Origin of the sequence: Amorphus orientalis, assembly GCF_030814015.1 — a bacterium.
Taxonomy (GTDB): domain Bacteria; phylum Pseudomonadota; class Alphaproteobacteria; order Rhizobiales; family Amorphaceae; genus Amorphus; species Amorphus orientalis.
On sequence record NZ_JAUSUL010000003.1, the window covers coordinates 65,805 to 81,908 of the forward strand.

Sequence of the window (16,104 nt, forward strand, 5' to 3'; positions counted from 1 at the left end):
GGCTGACGATGCTCGCCCTTTGCGCCATCGGCTTTCTGATCTGGTTCCTGTTCGGGATCTCCGTCACCGTCATGACCGTCTACGGCGTGTTCGATCAGGTGGCGATGGGACCCGCCGTGATGGCATCGGTGCTTGCCACCGGCACGGCCTTCCTCGGATTTCTCACCGCGATCGCCGCCGGCCTGGCCGCACGGCGCGCCCGCCGGGAGCGCAACCGATGAACCGCTCCACAGCCCGGATCGCGGCCGCAGCCGCCCTGCTCGGCCTTGTCGCCGGACCCGCATTCGCCCAGGACTGGCCGACCTACGGAGGCGCACCGGGCGGCGGACAGTATTCCGCGGCCGGCCAGATCACGCCGGAAAACGTCGACCGGCTCGAAGTCGCCTGGATCTACCGGACGGGCGACTTCTCCAACGGCGAGGACGGCACCCGCAAGACGACGTTCGAGGCCAATCCGATCTACGCGGACGGCAAGCTCTTCGTCTGCACGCCCTACAACCGGGTGATCGCCGTGGAGGCGGAGACGGGCGAGCCGCAATGGTCGTTCGAACCGGACCCGCCGCTGCCGCGCGACTACGACCAGCAGCACTCGCTGATCTGCCGCGGCGTCAGCTACTGGGAAAGCGGCGAGGACGGTCCGTGCGAACGGCGCATCATCGCGCCCGTGCTCGACGGCCGCCTCGTCGCCCTCGACGCGCGCACCGGCGACCTGTGCCCCGATTTCGGAACCGGCGGCACAATCGACCTCAACGCCGATTACCCGCGGCTGGGCACCGGCGTCGTGAACGTGACCTCGCCCGCCGTCATCTTCGAGGATCTGGCGATCGTCGGCACCGCCATCGGCGACAACCAGGCCGTCGACATGCCGGACGGCGTGGTGCGCGCCTTCGATGTGCGCACCGGCGCGGAGGAATGGGCCTGGAACCCGATCCCCGACCGCTTCCGGGCACGCTCCGGCGCCGCGAACGCCTGGGCGCCGATGTCGGTGGACACCGACACGGCCACCCTGTTCGTGCCGACGACCTCGCCGAGCCCGGACTACTGGGGCGGCGACCGCGCGCCCAATCTGGAGGCCACCAACGCGGTCGTCGCGCTGGATGCGCGGACCGGTTCGGAACTCTGGGTCCGGCAGCTTACCCATCACGACCTGTTCGACACCGACCTTCCGGCCCAGCCCGTCGTTGCCGACCAGATCGACAACGGCACCCGCTATCCGGCGATCGTCCAGGCGACCAAGACCGGGCAGCTGTTCGTGCTGGACAAGGATTCCGGCGCATTTCGCTTCGAGACCCGGGAACGGCCAGTCCCGCAGAGCACGGTCGAGGGCGAACAGACGTCGCCGACCCAACCGATCCCCGTGGCCCCGAAGCCCATCGCGAAACAGGGCTTCGCTCCCCGCGACGCGTGGGGCATCACGCCGATCGACCGGCTGTGGTGCAAGCGCGAGGCGGAGCGCTACCGCGCCGACGGCCTGTTCACGCCGCCGAGCGTGGGGGGCTCCATCCAGATGCCGTTTTATGGCGGCGGCTCGAACTGGGGCGGCGTCGCCTTCGACCCCGTACGGCGGCTGATCATCGGCAACGTGATGAACCTCGTCCAGTGGGTGCGGCTCATTCCGGCAGATGACGACCCGGCCGGCGACGGCGAGCTCGGCCGCCAGAAGGGCGCGCCCTACATGATGCGCCGCGGCGTGCTGCTGTCGCCGCTGGGGGTGCCGTGCAACGCGCCGCCCTGGGGCGCGCTGACTGCCGTCGATATCGACACCGGCGAGACGCGCTGGCAGGTGCCGCTGGGCGAGGTGCCGCTGGCCTTCGGCATCACCGGGCCCGACCAGTGGGGCAGCCCGAACATCGGCGGCCCAATCGCGACCAGCACCGGCCTCGTCTTCATCGCAGCGACGATGGACGCGAAGATTCGCGCCTTCAACGTGTGGACCGGCGAGGAGGTGTGGGAGCACGACCTGCCGTTCGACGGGGCGGCCACGCCGATGACGTTCATCTCCGAGCGGGACGGGCGTCAATATCTGGTCATCGCCGCCGGCGGGAGCGCGCTTCTCAGGCCGCGTCTCGGCGACGCGCTGGTCGCCTTCCGCCTGCCGAAGGGCCGATGAGCGAAAACCGGGCTTTTCGGCGCTAACCTTCCTTGCATTCCGCCGCCAGCGCGGCTATATCGTGCGCCTTCCGAACGCACGGTCCGGCCGCGATCGGGATTCTTCGCCTGAGCGCGGCGGCGGATCGTCCCCACGACCTCTCGGGTCGCACGGGCGGCGGCGGGCTGTCGAGCGCCGGTTTGCCTCATATCGGGGCATTGGCCCGGATCCCGAACCTTGCGGCTGTCGAGCCTTGGGTTGGGAAGAAAACGGTCCCGGATCGATGTCGGTTTTGCCTGCCCGCACGGGCCGGATGCCGTCAGCGGCGCGGGGTCGAACTTTGTTTTTCGGCAGGGCGCAGTCACGTCGAGCGGCCTTCCGCCGCCGGAACGGGCAAGCCCGGACCAGTTTTGAACCGTTGAATCAAGGGTCACGAAGATGCCCAAGCTGAAGACCAAGTCGGGCGCCAAGAAGCGCTTCAAGCTCACCTCCACCGGCAAGGTGAAGGTGGCTCAGGCCGGCAAGCGCCACGGCATGATCAAGCGGACGGCTAAGTTCATCCGCAAGGCGCGGGGCACGACCGTGCTGGCCGATCAGGACGCGAAGATCGTCAAGAAGTTCCTGCCCTACGGCTGAGCGACGTCCCACGAGCGGTTTGCAGCCGGCCCCGGCCGGCAGGTGAATTGAACGGCTCGGATCGCGCTCGGGACGGCCAGGCTTGACAGCGCCCCCGAGGACCGGTCCGACAAATTTTGGAGAGTGAAACATGTCACGCGTTAAGCGGGGCGTCGTCGCCCACGCCCGGCATAAGAAAGTGCTCAAGGCGGCCAAGGGCTATTATGGCCGGCGCAAGAACACGATCCGCACGGCGCGGGCTGCCGTCGAGAAGGCGGGGCAGTACGCCTATCGCGACCGGAAGGTCCGCAAGCGTCAGTTCCGCTCGCTCTGGATCCAGCGCATCAACGCGGCCTCCCGCGAACACGGCATGACCTACGGGCGCCTGATCGACGGCCTGACCAAGGCCGGCATCGAGGTCGACCGCAAGGTGCTCGCCCACCTCGCCTACAGCGAGCCGGAGGCGTTCAAGGCGATCGTGGACAAGGCCCGCGACGCCCTCCCGGCGGACGTCCGCTAAACCGCTTTTCGCGGCCAGCAGCGCTTCGAAGCGCGGCACGTCGATGAAGCGAGCCTGGCCATCCCGGTGGCCGGGCTTTTTGCGTTTGCGGGAGCACGAAAGAGCCGCGCCTCACGGCGCAGCAGGGGCGCCGTCAACACTCCGGATCAGAAGTTGGGCCAGAGGCCGGGAGTGGCCAGCTCGATGACGTTGTCGGCTGGGTCGTCGAAATAGAGGCTGCGGCCGCCCGCCGGCCAGGTGACACGGCTGGTAATCTGCACGCCGCGTGCCTGCAGGGCTTCGATCCACTGGTCGAAATCGGAAATGGCGACATGGAAGGCGATGTGGCCGGGCCCGTCGCAGCGGTGGCCAGGCACATGTCCGCCCGGCAGGTCCTTGTCCAGCTCCGCCGCCATCCGGTCGAACAGAAGGAGGTTCTGGGCCGTTCCGGCCTTCAGAACCTTCATCCCGTCAAAGGCGGCCATCAGCGGCAGACCCAACACGTCCTCGTAGAACGTACAGGCTTCCTCCAGATCGTCCACGTAGAGGACGGTCTCTACGATGCCCTGAATCTCCGGCCGCATGGGTGCCACCTCCTGGCTGTGAACGTCGACGGCACCGAAAACCGCCGATCACTCAACGCCATAGGCCCGGTAGAGTTTCTCCAGCGCCTGGGCGGCGGCCAGATCGCCTCGCTGACCCGCAACATTGGTGGTGACGACGATCCCGAGATCCTGCTCCAGATCAACCAGGATCTTGGCCAGGTTCATACCGTTCGACCCGTTGTGGGTGAGCACCGGATGGTCGGCGAAATCGAACTCGACGACCCCCCAACCGAAGCCGTAGCCGCCGTCGCCGGGGGTGCCGGGCGGCGGGTTTTCCCGATGCGGGGTGCGGACGTGTTCGCGATGGAGTTCGGCGAGGGTCTCGGGCGTGATCAGTTCGGGCCCGCGCGCGCCGCCGGCAGCGTTCCAGTCGGCCCAGCGGGCGAAATCGAGGATCGACATGTGAGCCAGGCCGGCCGGACCGAGCAGCGGCGGCATGTCGGCCGAAATGCCCCAGGCCATCGGCTGGACGGTGCCGTCTTCCTGCAGGCGGTGGCCGACCGGCGCGTCATAGCGGCCCGGGGTTGCGGTCGCACCGAGCCCCGCGGTTTCCAGCTCCAGCGGATCGAAGATCTCCGACACGATCAGCTCTTCCCACGGCCGGCCGGACACCTTCTCCAGCATGGCGCCGGCGGTCATGTAGCCGAAGTTGGCGTACTGGAACGGTGATCCCTCGGGCACCTTCGGCACGTTGCGCTTCCAGGCATCGATCGCCCGGAGGCGCCGCTGCTGCGGCGTGAAGTCGAAGGCCTCGGTGGAGAAATAGATCTCCATCATCTCCTCGGTATCGGTCGGGATACCGCTGGAGTGAGAGAGGAGCTGGGCGAGGGTGACGGCGGCGAACTCCGGGCTCATCCCCTCGATGTCCTCGCCGAGCACGTCGCCGACGGTGCTGTCCCAGGAAATCAGCCCGTCCTCGACCATCTGACCGGCAATCGTGGCCGTCATCGCCTTGGTGTCGGAACCGAGATGGAAGCGGTCGTCGAGCTCGACCGGAATGTCCATTCCGTACACGCGGGTGCCGACGACCCCGGCGGCGATGATCTCGCCGTTTTTCGTGACCGCGCCCGCCAGTGCCGGCACGTCCTGGCTCTCCCTGATCGGCTCGAGGATCGACGCGACGTCGTCCATTGCCACGGCGGCCGGCGCCGTCGCGATCAGAAAGCCCAGCGCAAGTCCGTATCCTATCCGTTTCACGATGATTGCCCCCTTGCATGGCCCACAGGCCTTCCGGTGAATCGGGCGCCCCCACCCGATCGATCGGACAGGGCTCACGCCCCGGAATAGAGGAACCTGCCGAGCCCGATCGTGAAGACGAGATTGCCATAAAGGCTGTGTTCCAGCCAGACCGGCCAGAACGACCGCGTCCGCTCGTAGCGCCAGGCGAACAGGATGCCGCCGAGCGTGGTGAGCACGATCGCCACCCAGTTGCCGAACAGGATATGGGCCGCGCCGAACAGGACGGCATTGGCCGCGATCATGAGCCCGAGGTGACCGCGGAACAGCGCCTCGTAGCGGTGGAAGAACAGGACGCGGTAGATCAGCTCCTGGCTTGCGGCCGAGGCCAGCGGATAGAAGATCATGATGGTGAGCCAGAGTTCCGGCATGTAGCGCGGCAGCATCAGGAAGCGTCCCGGCAGGACCCACCAAACCACCAGGGCCACGAGAGCCGCCACCGGCACGAACAACGCAAATACGCTTGCCAGCTCCCGGAGCGGGGGCGGCTTCAGGAACGTGGCGCGCCAGGGGAAGCGGCGGTCGCCGATCAGAAGCAGGATGAAGACCGGCAGCACCGCGGCCATCACCATGAACACCCGGACATTGAGCGCGTCTGCAGCGAGGAACACGGCGGGCGGCGCGACGACGAAGAGCAGGACGAGCTCGATCCAGAGACGCAGCCGCCGTCCCGGGGATACGGTGGAGGGCGTGGCATCCGGGCCGGTCGGCGACGTGGTCGTCATGCAGGGATCCGGTTCTGCGCGGTGGGAAAGTGACGCGTGCGCCCGCCGCGATCACGGGGCGAAACGCAATGACGCGGCGGGATCAGCCTCCGGCGATTGCGGAAACCGCTCACGCTTTCTATAGCTGCCCACCACAGCGGTCCACGAGGGTGGCCGCAGACCAGACAGATCACGATATTGTGGGGCGCCTCCGCCGTTCCGCCCCATTCGGCGCCGACAAGGACCGTCTATGACCGAGACAGCATCCGCCCCCACCACCAGCGATCTCGACGCGCTCGAGGCCGACCTCACCGGCCGGATCGCCTCTGCCGAAACGGAGGCCGAACTGGAGGAGGTCCGCATCCACGCGCTCGGCAAGAAGGGCGTCGTGTCGGAGCGGCTGAAGACACTCGGTTCGCTGACCCCGGACGAGCGCAAGGTCGTCGGCCCGGCGGTGAACGGGCTGAAAACGCGGATCAACAACGCGCTGGCCGCCCGCCGCAGCGAACTCGCCGACAAGGCGCTGGAAGCCCGCCTGGCCGCGGAGCGGGTGGACGTGACGCTTCCGGTCCGTCCGGCCCCGATCGACACCGGCCGAATTCACCCGGTGACCCAGGTGATCGACGAACTCACGGCGATCTTCGCCGACCTCGGCTTCGAGATCGCCGAGGGGCCGGACATCGAGACCGACTACTACAACTTCACGGCGCTGAATTTTCCCGAGGGCCACCCCGCCCGCGACATGCACGACACCTTCTTCTTCAATCAGAAGGAAGACGGATCGCGGCCGCTCCTGCGCACCCATACCTCGCCGGTTCAGGTCCGCACGATGGAGACGGCCAAGCCGCCGATCCGCATCATCGTGCCCGGGCGGACCTATCGCTGTGATTCCGACCAGACTCACACCCCGATGTTCCATCAGGTGGAAGGCCTCGTGATCGACGAGACCGCCACCATCGGGAACCTCAAGTGGATCCTGGAGGAATTCTGCAAGGCGTTCTTCGAGGTGGACAACGCCCAGATGCGGTTCCGCCCGTCGTTCTTCCCCTTCACGGAGCCCTCGATGGAGGTGGACATCCGCTGCCGCCGGACCGGCAGCGAGGTCCGCTTCGGCGAAGGCGACGACTGGATGGAAATTCTCGGCTGCGGAATGGTGCACCCGAACGTGCTGCGCAATTGCGGGCTCGATCCGGACCGCTACCAGGGCTTCGCCTGGGGCATGGGGATCGACCGGCTGGCCATGCTGAAATACGGCATGCCGGACCTGCGCGCCTTCTTCGAGGCCGACGTGCGCTGGCTGTCCCACTACGGCTTCCGTCCGCTCGACATGCCGACGCTCTTTGCTGGGATCAGCAACCAGTAGCGCGTCCGGCCGGGAGCCGCGTCGTCCGCCGGGGCCGAACAGATCGCCGGAGCGCGGTTCATATGGTGTTCCATCACCTGTTACTTGTGCTAAGGAACGCCTCCGATGCGGCAGCGCTCGCGCCGATTCACGGTCGATTCGATGCGAGCAGCGGCAAGACCCGTCCGGATCTTATGAGTTCATGCCCTGAAGTCCGCGGCTCGATCCGCCCGCACTGAGACGGCAGGCGGCACCGGGTAACGGTCCCACCGAGCGGCCGGCCACGAGAGAAGCAAGGAGTTGTGCGTTCGATGGATTCGACCTTCGACAAAGTCGCGGACATCATTTCCGAAACCTGTGAGATGCCGCGCGAGCAGATCACCCCGGAGAGCCACGCGATCGACGATCTCGGCATCGACAGTCTCGACTTCCTCGATATCGTGTTCGCGATCGACAAGCAGTTCGGCATCAAGATTCCGCTGGAATCGTGGACCGAAGAGGTCAACAGCGGCAACGCGGCCGCCGAAGACTATTTCGTTCTGAAAAACCTCTGCGCCAGGATCGACGAGCTGGTCGCTGCAAAGGGCTGATCTGGGCCGATGCGTCTCGAATATTTTCATATGATCGACGAGGTGGCGCTGTTCGACAGCACCGCCAACCGGGTCGAGGCGCGGTCCACCGTCCCGACGGAAAGCACGGTTTTCGAGGGACATTTCCCCGGCCATCCGCTGATGCCGGGCGTGCTGCTGATCGAAACGATGGCACAGGCGTCGGGCTATCTGATCATGGCCCACAACGGCTTCTCGCGCATGCCGTTCCTGGCCGGCGTCAAGCAGGGCAAGCTCAGAACCTTCGTGGAGCCGGGCACGAAGCTCGACATTTCCGCCGTTCTGACCCACGACGGGTCCGGCTTCTCCGTCACGGACGCCGAGATCAAGGTCGACGGCCGCCGCGTGTGCGATGCGAGCCTGACCTTCAAGACCATGGCGTTTCCGACCCCGGAATTCGAAGCCATGATGCGGCGACAGGCCGAAACGATAGGACTTGCCGGGAGCGTCGGTTGAGATGGCGGAAAAAGGTGACCGGGACGCGGTGATCACGGGCATCGGCCTCGTCTCGCCGATCGCCGACGGGATCGATGCCCACGTCGAACGTCTGACCGGAACGGCGCAGGTGCGCCCGCCGGTCGATGCGGAGACCTACGCGCCGTTTCCGGTCCATCCGCTCACCGAGATCGATCTGTCGGTCCAGATCCCGCGCCGCGGCGATCAGCGGCAGATGGAGAACTGGCAGCGCTACGGCACCTACGCCGCCGGCCTCGCCCTGACCGATGCCGGCATCGCCGGGCAAACCGAATATCTGGAACGCACCAGCCTGATCGTGGCGGCCGGCGGCGGTGAACGCGATGCGACGGTCGACGGCGACATCGTCGAAGGCTGGCGCGATGCGAAGGACCCGGGCGCGTTCCTCAACGAGCGCCTCGGATCCGACCTGCGGCCGACGCTGTTCCTGGCCCAGCTCTCCAACCTGCTCGCCGGCAACATTTCCATCGTCCACCACGTCACGGGCTCGTCGCGCACCTTCATGGGCGAGGAGCTCGGCGGCGCGACCAGCCTGGAGACGGCCTGGCGCCAGATCCGGGCCGGGCAGAACGACCTGTTTCTGGTCGGCGGCGCCTACAACGCCGTGCGCTACGACATGGTCGTCTTTCTTGCCATGTCCGGACTGCTGTGGGCCGGCGCGGACGTGCCGGAGGTCTGGCACCGGACCGGACAGGACGGCGGCATGGTCATGGGCTCCGTGGGCGCCTTTCTGGTCCTGGAAAGCCGCAGCCATGCCGAAGCTCGCGGCGCACGAATCCATGCGCGGCTCGACGACGTGGTCACCGACCGGGGCGCGCGTGACGGGTCCGACCGCTACCACGCGCGCATCGACCGGCAGATCGCCCGCCTCGACGCCGCTGTCGGCGAGACGTCTTTGGGTATCTTGTCCGGGACCTCCGGCGTGCCGGATGCCCTGGCCCGCGAGCGCGAGATGCTGGAGGCCATAGCCGCCAAGCGTCCGACCTTCCTGCGCGGCACAGGCACGGTGACCGGCCACGCCATGGAAGCGCAGATGCCGGCCGGCGTGGGTCTGGCGGCGGCCGCGCTCTCCAACCGGACCTTCTATCAACCCTTCGGCGATCCGGCGATCGAGGCGGCCGCCTCCGAAGCGCCGGAGAAGATTGCCGTCACCGGATGGGGCGCCTGGCGCGGAGAGAGCCTTGCCGTCCTCAGCGCGGACAGCTGATTTCTGCCGGCCGCCGCGCCGCAACGTTTGGATCTGAGCCATGAGCAGCGCCACACACGATGAAAAGGGCCGTCCGCTGGTCGCCGTCACCGGCCTGGGCGTGGTCACGTCTCTCGGACAGGGCAAGGACGACAACTGGGCAGCGCTCACCAGCGGCCGCTCGGGCCTGAAGACGATCACCCGCTTTCCGGTCGAGAACCTCCGGACCACCGTTGCCGGCGCCATCGATTTCCTGAAGATCGACGACATGTGCGCCCCGGCGCTCACCGAAAAGCTCGCCGTGCTCGCCGGCGAGGAGGCCCTGGCCCAGGCGGGCCTGCCGACCTCCGGCGCGTTTCCCGGACCGCTGTTCATCGCCGTTCCGCCGGTGGAGCTGGAATGGAAGCAGCGCCTGGCGCTCTTCGAGGCCGGACAGAGCGGCGAAGGCTGGCGCCGGATGCTCGATGGCGCCCGGCACGGCGACTGGAGCGGGATGCACCGGCAATTCTCGTTCGCCGGGATCGAGGAGCGCGTGGCCGATCATTTCGGCACGACCGGCGCCCCGATCTCGCTGACGACGGCCTGCGCGTCCGGCGCAACGTCGATCCAGCTCGGCGTGGAGGCGATCAGGCGCGGCGACTGCGACGCGGTGCTATGCCTCGCGGCGGACGGGTCGGTGCATCCGGAAACGGTCGTGCGCTTCTCGCTCCTGTCCGCGTTGACGGCCCAGAACGACCCGCCGGAAAAGGCGTCGAAGCCGTTCTCCAAGAACCGGGACGGGTTCGTGGTCGCGGAAGGCGGCGGCGCCTTCGTTCTGGAAAGCGTGGAGCGGGCCCGGGCGCGCGGCGCTGAAGTGCTCGCGGTGGTCAAGGGCTGCGGCGAGCAGGCCGACGACTTCCACCGCACCCGCTCGAAGCCGGACGGGTCGTCCATCATCGGCGTGTTCCGCGAAGCCCTGAAGGACGCGGACCTGACCATCCACGACATCGACTACGTGAACGCCCACGGCACCGCGACGCCGGAAAACGACAAGATGGAATATCTGGCGCTGGCAGCGGTGTTCGAGGACGCGCTGCCCTCGATCCCGGTCAGTTCCAACAAGTCGATGATCGGCCACACGATCACCGCCGCCGGCGCGGTGGAGGCGGTCTTCTCCGTCTTGTCGCTGAGGACCGGGCGCCTGCCGCCGACCATCAACTACGACGAACCGGACCCGACGATCCCGCTGGACGTGGTGCCGAACGTCGCCCGCGACGTCCCGATCCGCACCGTCATGTCGAATTCGTTCGGCTTCGGCGGGCAGAACGTGGCGCTGATCCTGGCGGCAGAGCCCTCCTGACCCTTCCGGCGGCGGCTCCCGGCGAGCCGGCCCTCCTCCGTGCCGCCCGACAAGACCAATGGACCTGACGCGATGCGTGCCCTCCAACTCGTTTCCGACCGAAAGCTCGAAATCGTCGACATGGCGCCTCCCCCGGCACCCGGCGAGGGCGAGGTGGAGGTGGCGATCGGTGCGGTCGCGCTGAACCACATCGACGTGTGGGGCTGGCGCGGTATGGCGTTCGCCAAGCGCAAGCTGCCGCTGGTGGTCGGCGCGGAAGCCGCCGGCACCATCGTCTCAGTGGGACCCGGCGTCACCGATCTCGCTCCCGGCCAGAAGGTCGCACTCTACGGCGCCCAGGTCTGCGGCGAGTGCCGGGCCTGCCGCGAAGGCCGCGAGAATCTCTGCGAGAACGTGGCCGGCATCCACGGCTTCCATCTCGACGGCTTTTCGCGCGAACGCGTGGTGACCAAGGCACGGCTGTGCGTTCCGGTCCCCGACAGCGTCGCAATCACCGATGCCGCCTGCGCGCCGATCACCTTCGGCACAGTGGAGCACATGCTGTTCGACAACGCGAAGCTTGAGGACGGCGAGACCATCCTGATCCAGGCCGGCGGATCCGGCATCGGCACGGCCGCCATCCGGCTCGCCAAGGCCGTCGGCGCCACCGTCATCACCACCGTCGGCAGCGACGAGAAGGCGGAGAAGGCCGCCGCCCTCGGCGCCGATCACGTCATCAACTACCGCACCGAACGCTTCGAGGGCGTGGTCCGCAAGATCACCAGGAAGCGCGGCGTCGACGTGGTGTTCGAGCACACCGGCGTCGACACCTGGCAGGGCAGCCTGTTTTCCCTGAAGCGGGGCGGACGGCTGGTCACCTGCGGCTCGACCACCGGCATCACCGCCCAGATCAACCTGATGCAGCTGTTTCAGCAGCAGTACCGGATCTTCGGCTCGTTCGGGTGCGCGATCCACAATCTGGCCGACGGACTGGCCAAGATGGATGCCGGCATTCTCCCCGTCATCGACACCCAGATCACCCTCGACCAGATCGAGGACGGGCTGGAGCGCCTGGAAAGCCGCAAGGTGTTCGGCAAGATCGTCATGACGCTGGGCTGATCCGTGCTGTCCCGGCGCGCCCTCAAGGCCCGCACGCTTGCGGTTGCCGACTGGCTGTTCGCGAAGATCGTCGTCGGGCTGGTCCGGGTGATCCGGCTTCTGCCGGCACGCTCTGCGATCGACTTCGGCGGATGGGCAGCACGCACGGTCGGGCCGCTGCTCCCGGTCGACAAGGTCGGCCTGGAGAACCTGGAAGCGGCCTATCCGGAGATGGCGCCGGAGGAACGGCGCCGTATCCTCAACGGCGTGTGGGACAATCTCGGCCGGACATCGGCGGAATTCCTGTTCCTCGACAAGGTCTTCGATTTCGACTTCGACAACCCGACCGCCGGCCATTTCGACGTCAACGGCATCGACCAGTTCCTCGAGATCCGGGACTCCGAGACGCCCTGCATCGTGTTCACCGCGCACATGGCGAACTGGGAACTGCTGCCGGTCTGCGCGGCGACGTTCGGGCTCGACGTCTCGGTGCTGTTCCGGCCGCTGAACAACGCCCGGCTGGCGCGGGAACTGGACGCGGTGCGCGGCGGTGCGATGGGCGGTCTGATTCCCTCCCAGCCCGGTGCCGTCGCAGCCCTCGACGGCATTCTCGCCCGCGGCGGCCACATCGGCATGCTGGTCGACCAGCGCTTCGGACGCGGCCTGACGCTTCCCTTCTTCGGTCTCCCGGCGAAGACCAACCCGCTGCTTGCCAAGCTCGCCCGGCGGCACAACTGCAACGTCTACGCGGCCCGCACGGTCCGCATGCCCGAGGGCCGCTTCTATATGGAGCTGCACGGCCCGATCGACCTGCCCCGGGATGGCGACGGCGAAGTGGACGTCGAGGGCACAATGCGCCACGTCAACGCGATCATCGAGGGGTGGGTGCGGGAATTCCCCGACCAGTGGCTCTGGCTGCACCGCCGCTGGCGGGTCTAAGCAACGCCAGGAAAAGTGGGAACCGGTTTTCCGTCCGGCGTTGTGGGGGGAGAGAAAGTTTTTTCGCTCACGCCGGGTTCGCTGCACTCACCGCTCCGCGGGGGCGGCTCTATCGGACTCCCACGTCCACTGTGAGCGGCAGATGGTTCGAGCCGATCTGCGGGCCGGTCGCAACGAAGCGCGTCGAGAGACCCGGCGTCGTCAGGACATGGTCGATGCGGATCCCGATCTGCGGCAGCCGGCTCGGCCACGTGGCGGCGAACCAGAGCCCCGGCTCGCGGGGAAGGCTCAAGCCCGTCTCGCCCAGATAGCGCCGAAAAGCCGGGGACAGCGGCGAGGCGTTGTGGTCGCCGGCGACGATCGCGAGCAGGCCCGCTTCGGCGATCAGGGCGCGATAACGGATGAAGGTGGCCGTCCGCTCCGCGCCTTCGAGCGGTCGGGTCGGCCGCGGCGCGTGGACCGCGAGGACCAGCGTCGGCCGCCCATCGATCTCAACACAGCCGGCGGCGACACGGTCCGGCACGGAACTGCGGAACGTCGGAGTTGCACAGATTGGTACGGCCGTCTTGCCATAGAGCGCGGTCGTTCCGGACGCGCTTTCGGACACGAGCCGATAGTCGTCGGCGAGCAAGTCGCCGAGCGCGCCCACCCAGAACCGATCGCGCTCCTGAACCGCGACGAGATCGGGCTTCAGGCTGCGCAGCGCGGCCGCCACCGCCGCCGTATCCCGGTTGGAAAAGAGGAGGTTGGCGGTCATCACCCGCACCCCGCCCCCCTCGCCGCCCGGCGCGGACACGAGGTCCCGCTTGGTCAGGACGAGACCGGTGGTCAGCGCCACGACCAGTGCCGCCGCGATCACGAGTGCCCACGCGCGCCGCGCCAGGATCGCGACCAGCGCGAACAGGCCGGCGAGGCCCGCAACGATCTGCGGCAGGAAGTTGAAGCCGTTGTCGATCAGCCAGCCGGCCATCGGGGGAATTTCCGCTTGAAGAGCTGTCGAACCGGTTGGCGGCTGCCTGCCCGGTCACGGAGGAGGCGTTCGGAACGGGCCGTTGCGGGCGATGGATAGCGTGTTGACCCGACCGGCGCTACAGGCCGGTCGATTGCTGGAATTCCACCCTCACCGGCTCCCCGACCGCGCTCGGCGGCAACGGCGAGGCCGGCTCGATCCAGGCGACCATCGTGTTCGGCGACGCGGCAAGCCCGACCGGCAGACCGACAAACGCCTCCGGCAGCGTTTCGCTGACCCGCATGATCCGGCCCTCCGCCCTCTGGCCGGAATAGCTGAGCCGGATGGTGACCCGCCTCCCCGGCGTCCAGGCCGACGCCTCGTCGCGCGCGAACAGGGCCTGCACGACGGGAACGGTGCCGGCCTCCACCAGCTGCGCCACCGGTTCGCCGGTCCGGATCGTCTGCCCGGTGCCCGCGAAATAGCCGACCACCACGCACCGGCACGGGCTCAGAAGCGGTTCTCTCTCGCCGCCGAGGGGCGTCAGAAAGGCGAGCGTGTCGCCGACCCCGACGGGCTCGCCGGCGGGAACGTCGATCGTGTCGAGGGTGACCGTCGCCTCCGCCGCAACCACGATCCGCTCGCCCGCGACGGCGCCGGACATGGAGTGGAACGTCGGCTCGATCGGCGAGAAGAAGACGGCAAGGCCGATGCCGACAACCACCAGGGCGAGCAGGGCGTTGAAGGAGCCGGACGCGAGCGTCACCAGCGGTTTCGATTGATCCCGGCCGTCGCCGGATCCGCCGCGCCCTCGACCCCGGGGGGCCTTGGCGGCGCCCACCGGAAACCCGGTCGGGGCGCTTCCCGACAGAAGGGCTGCCGACAGCGAGCGCAACATCCGGATCTGGGACTGGCTGAGGTCTTCGAACCGGAAGCCCAGCCGCCTGCTGTCGGTGTGCACCACCTCGGCCGTAACGGTGGTCGAGACCACGAACTGGTCGAGAAAGACGGTGAACGTGCCCCGAACCTCCTCATTCCGAGCGAAGGAGGCCTTCCGCGCCGACAGCGCGAACCCGCCGATCGACCAGTCGAGGGTATCGTAGCTCCGGCCGCCGGTATCGAAGCGGGCCGGGGTATCGAGACGAAAGGCGATGCGGCGGCTCTCGCCGTCGGAGGCGGACGTGGACGCCAGCGCACGCGGCCGTCTGTTCGATGCCGGTTCGGCATTTGGGTGCGGCTGACGGGACGCCAGGGCGGCGGACACCGTTGCGGCTGTTGCAGTCGGATCGGTGGCTCCGCCGGTCCGCTCGCGATCGTCGGTCGGCCGGTCCGGCGCCGACGCGTCGTCTTCCGTCTTCGTACCCCGCCCGCCGCGAAGGCTGCGGACCAGTGTCTGCAGAAGACCGGACCCGCCCTGGCCGGCTGTCCCGTCCGGATCCGCGTCAGAGCCGGAAGCCGGGCGCTCCTGTGAGGTGGAAGGCGCAGCAGCCTCCAGCGAAGTGCTTCCCCGGTCCGGCGTTTCTTCCCGGTTCTCCGTCTCCGCCGGATGAGAGGCCGGCCCCTCGGACGGCCGGACCGGCGTCCCGGGCGACATCATCAGAACAGGTCCTTCTGGATGGTGAAGGAGAAGTTCCGGTTGAACGGCACCGTCTTGTTGATGAACTGGTCGACCCAGAGGTTGACCTCGGCGATCCGCGAGCGCGGCACGAACACAACGTCGTAGGGCTGCAGGATCAGGTTCTGCTCGGCGGTGGCCATGCTGGTGAACTCGTCGAGATCGACGATGCGCATCATCGGATAGCCTTCCGGCCCCCGGCGAATCAGGGCGACCTTGCGGGTTCCGGCCGTCTCCTTGAGACCGCCGGCCATGATCACCGCTTCCATCACGCCCATCGGTCCGGGCATGTTCAGCGCGCCGGGCCGGTTGACTTCGCCGCCGACGAACACCTGCCGGTTTCCGTAGCTCTTCGGCACCACGCCGACGGTCGGAAACCGCAGATATTTCTCGTAGCGGCTCTCCAGATCGGCCTCCAGCTCGCCCGGGGTGCGCCCCTCGGCCGGCACGGGTCCGATCAGGCTCAGATAGATGTTCCCGTCCGGGGCCACCGTCGTGGTGGTCGTCTCTTCCTCGTAGAAGGGCAGATTGATCGCCAGCTCGTCGCCGATCACGAAGCGGAACTCGTATTCCACCGCATCGGTCCAGGGGCGGAAGCCGGGAATGGAGGCGGGCGCGTAGGCGGTCGCACCGGCAATCGGGGTCGGCGCACCGGCGAGCGCCGCCTTGTCCATCGGAGAACAGCCGGCGACGCGCGTATAAGTCTGCGTCTGCGCACAGTCCGCCGTCCGGCTGCCGCCGCCGAAATGGCCGCATCCGCCGAGTGTGAGAACGGCCAGCAATGCGAGGACGGACTGCCTCACGATACGCACCACGCAACTCATGAA

The 16,104-nt window shown here is 67.8% G+C and carries 17 protein-coding genes; 11 read left to right on the forward strand and 6 right to left on the reverse strand.

Annotated elements, in window-relative coordinates; translation table 11 throughout:
• The first annotated feature begins 8 nt into the window (after positions 1 to 8).
• The 4 genes from J2S73_RS14775 (at position 9) to rplT (ending at position 3,224) form a co-directional block, all read left to right on the forward strand.
• The gene (locus J2S73_RS14775) at positions 9 to 221 is read left to right on the forward strand and encodes a hypothetical protein (RefSeq protein WP_306886381.1); all 213 of its coding nucleotides are present in this window, start codon (positions 9 to 11) and stop codon (positions 219 to 221) included.
• Positions 218 to 2,110 (forward strand): pyrroloquinoline quinone-dependent dehydrogenase, encoded by a 1,893-nt coding sequence (locus J2S73_RS14780; protein ID WP_306886382.1) that lies wholly within the window; start codon positions 218 to 220, stop codon positions 2,108 to 2,110. The genes J2S73_RS14775 and J2S73_RS14780 overlap by 4 nt, the downstream gene beginning before the upstream one ends.
• 417 nt (positions 2,111 to 2,527) lie before the next feature.
• Positions 2,528 to 2,725 carry a 50S ribosomal protein L35 gene (gene rpmI, locus J2S73_RS14785; protein WP_306886383.1) on the forward strand — a complete coding sequence of 66 codons (198 nt, stop codon included), beginning with the start codon at positions 2,528 to 2,530 and terminating at the stop codon, positions 2,723 to 2,725.
• A gap of 130 nt (positions 2,726 to 2,855) precedes the next feature.
• Positions 2,856 to 3,224 (forward strand): 50S ribosomal protein L20, encoded by a 369-nt coding sequence (rplT, locus tag J2S73_RS14790; protein ID WP_306886384.1) that lies wholly within the window; start codon positions 2,856 to 2,858, stop codon positions 3,222 to 3,224.
• A gap of 146 nt (positions 3,225 to 3,370) precedes the next feature.
• Here the strand turns inward: rplT and J2S73_RS14795 are convergent, their stop codons facing one another.
• The 3 genes from J2S73_RS14795 to J2S73_RS14805 form a co-directional block, all read right to left on the reverse strand.
• Positions 3,371 to 3,787 (reverse strand): VOC family protein, encoded by a 417-nt coding sequence (locus J2S73_RS14795; RefSeq protein WP_306886385.1) that lies wholly within the window; start codon positions 3,785 to 3,787, stop codon positions 3,371 to 3,373.
• 48 nt (positions 3,788 to 3,835) lie between these two features.
• Complete coding sequence (locus J2S73_RS14800; RefSeq protein ID WP_306886386.1) at positions 3,836 to 5,005, reverse strand: serine hydrolase domain-containing protein; 1,170 nt, start codon at positions 5,003 to 5,005, stop codon at positions 3,836 to 3,838.
• 74 nt (positions 5,006 to 5,079) lie between these two features.
• On the reverse strand, positions 5,080 to 5,769 hold the full coding sequence (locus J2S73_RS14805) for a CPBP family intramembrane glutamic endopeptidase (protein WP_306886387.1): 690 nt from the start codon (positions 5,767 to 5,769) through the stop codon (positions 5,080 to 5,082).
• A 229-nt stretch (positions 5,770 to 5,998) separates the two neighbouring features.
• Here J2S73_RS14805 and pheS point away from each other — a divergent pair, with 229 nt between their 5' ends.
• The 7 genes from pheS to J2S73_RS14840 all read left to right on the forward strand — a co-directional run bounded on the left by pheS (position 5,999) and on the right by J2S73_RS14840 (position 12,713).
• Positions 5,999 to 7,111 carry a phenylalanine--tRNA ligase subunit alpha gene (pheS, locus tag J2S73_RS14810; protein WP_306886388.1) on the forward strand — a complete coding sequence of 371 codons (1,113 nt, stop codon included), beginning with the start codon at positions 5,999 to 6,001 and terminating at the stop codon, positions 7,109 to 7,111.
• Between the two features lie 290 nt (positions 7,112 to 7,401).
• On the forward strand, positions 7,402 to 7,680 hold the full coding sequence (locus tag J2S73_RS14815) for an acyl carrier protein (protein ID WP_306886389.1): 279 nt from the start codon (positions 7,402 to 7,404) through the stop codon (positions 7,678 to 7,680).
• A gap of 9 nt (positions 7,681 to 7,689) precedes the next feature.
• A complete protein-coding gene (locus J2S73_RS14820) occupies positions 7,690 to 8,154 on the forward strand; it encodes a 3-hydroxyacyl-ACP dehydratase FabZ family protein (protein ID WP_306886390.1) in 465 nt (154 codons plus the stop codon).
• Position 8,155: 1 nt separating this feature from the next.
• Positions 8,156 to 9,379, forward strand: coding sequence for a beta-ketoacyl-ACP synthase (locus tag J2S73_RS14825; protein WP_306886391.1), 1,224 nt, complete (start codon positions 8,156 to 8,158; stop codon positions 9,377 to 9,379).
• Positions 9,380 to 9,419: 40 nt separating this feature from the next.
• On the forward strand, positions 9,420 to 10,697 hold the full coding sequence (locus tag J2S73_RS14830) for a beta-ketoacyl-ACP synthase (protein ID WP_306886393.1): 1,278 nt from the start codon (positions 9,420 to 9,422) through the stop codon (positions 10,695 to 10,697).
• Positions 10,698 to 10,769: 72 nt separating this feature from the next.
• The gene (locus J2S73_RS14835; RefSeq protein WP_306886394.1) at positions 10,770 to 11,795 is read left to right on the forward strand and encodes a zinc-binding dehydrogenase; all 1,026 of its coding nucleotides are present in this window, start codon (positions 10,770 to 10,772) and stop codon (positions 11,793 to 11,795) included.
• A 3-nt stretch (positions 11,796 to 11,798) separates the two neighbouring features.
• A complete protein-coding gene (locus tag J2S73_RS14840; protein ID WP_306886395.1) occupies positions 11,799 to 12,713 on the forward strand; it encodes a lipid A biosynthesis lauroyl acyltransferase in 915 nt (304 codons plus the stop codon).
• Positions 12,714 to 12,822: 109 nt separating this feature from the next.
• Here the strand turns inward: J2S73_RS14840 and J2S73_RS14845 are convergent, their stop codons facing one another.
• From J2S73_RS14845 to J2S73_RS14855, 3 genes are all read right to left on the reverse strand, one after another.
• Positions 12,823 to 13,683 (reverse strand): endonuclease/exonuclease/phosphatase family protein, encoded by an 861-nt coding sequence (locus J2S73_RS14845; protein ID WP_306886396.1) that lies wholly within the window; start codon positions 13,681 to 13,683, stop codon positions 12,823 to 12,825.
• Between the two features lie 118 nt (positions 13,684 to 13,801).
• On the reverse strand, positions 13,802 to 15,259 hold the full coding sequence (locus J2S73_RS14850) for a PilZ domain-containing protein (protein ID WP_306886397.1): 1,458 nt from the start codon (positions 15,257 to 15,259) through the stop codon (positions 13,802 to 13,804).
• Positions 15,259 to 16,089, reverse strand: coding sequence for a polysaccharide biosynthesis/export family protein (locus J2S73_RS14855; RefSeq protein WP_306886398.1), 831 nt, complete (start codon positions 16,087 to 16,089; stop codon positions 15,259 to 15,261). Before J2S73_RS14855 ends, J2S73_RS14850 begins: the two co-directional genes overlap by 1 nt.
• Positions 16,090 to 16,104: the final 15 nt, after the last annotated feature.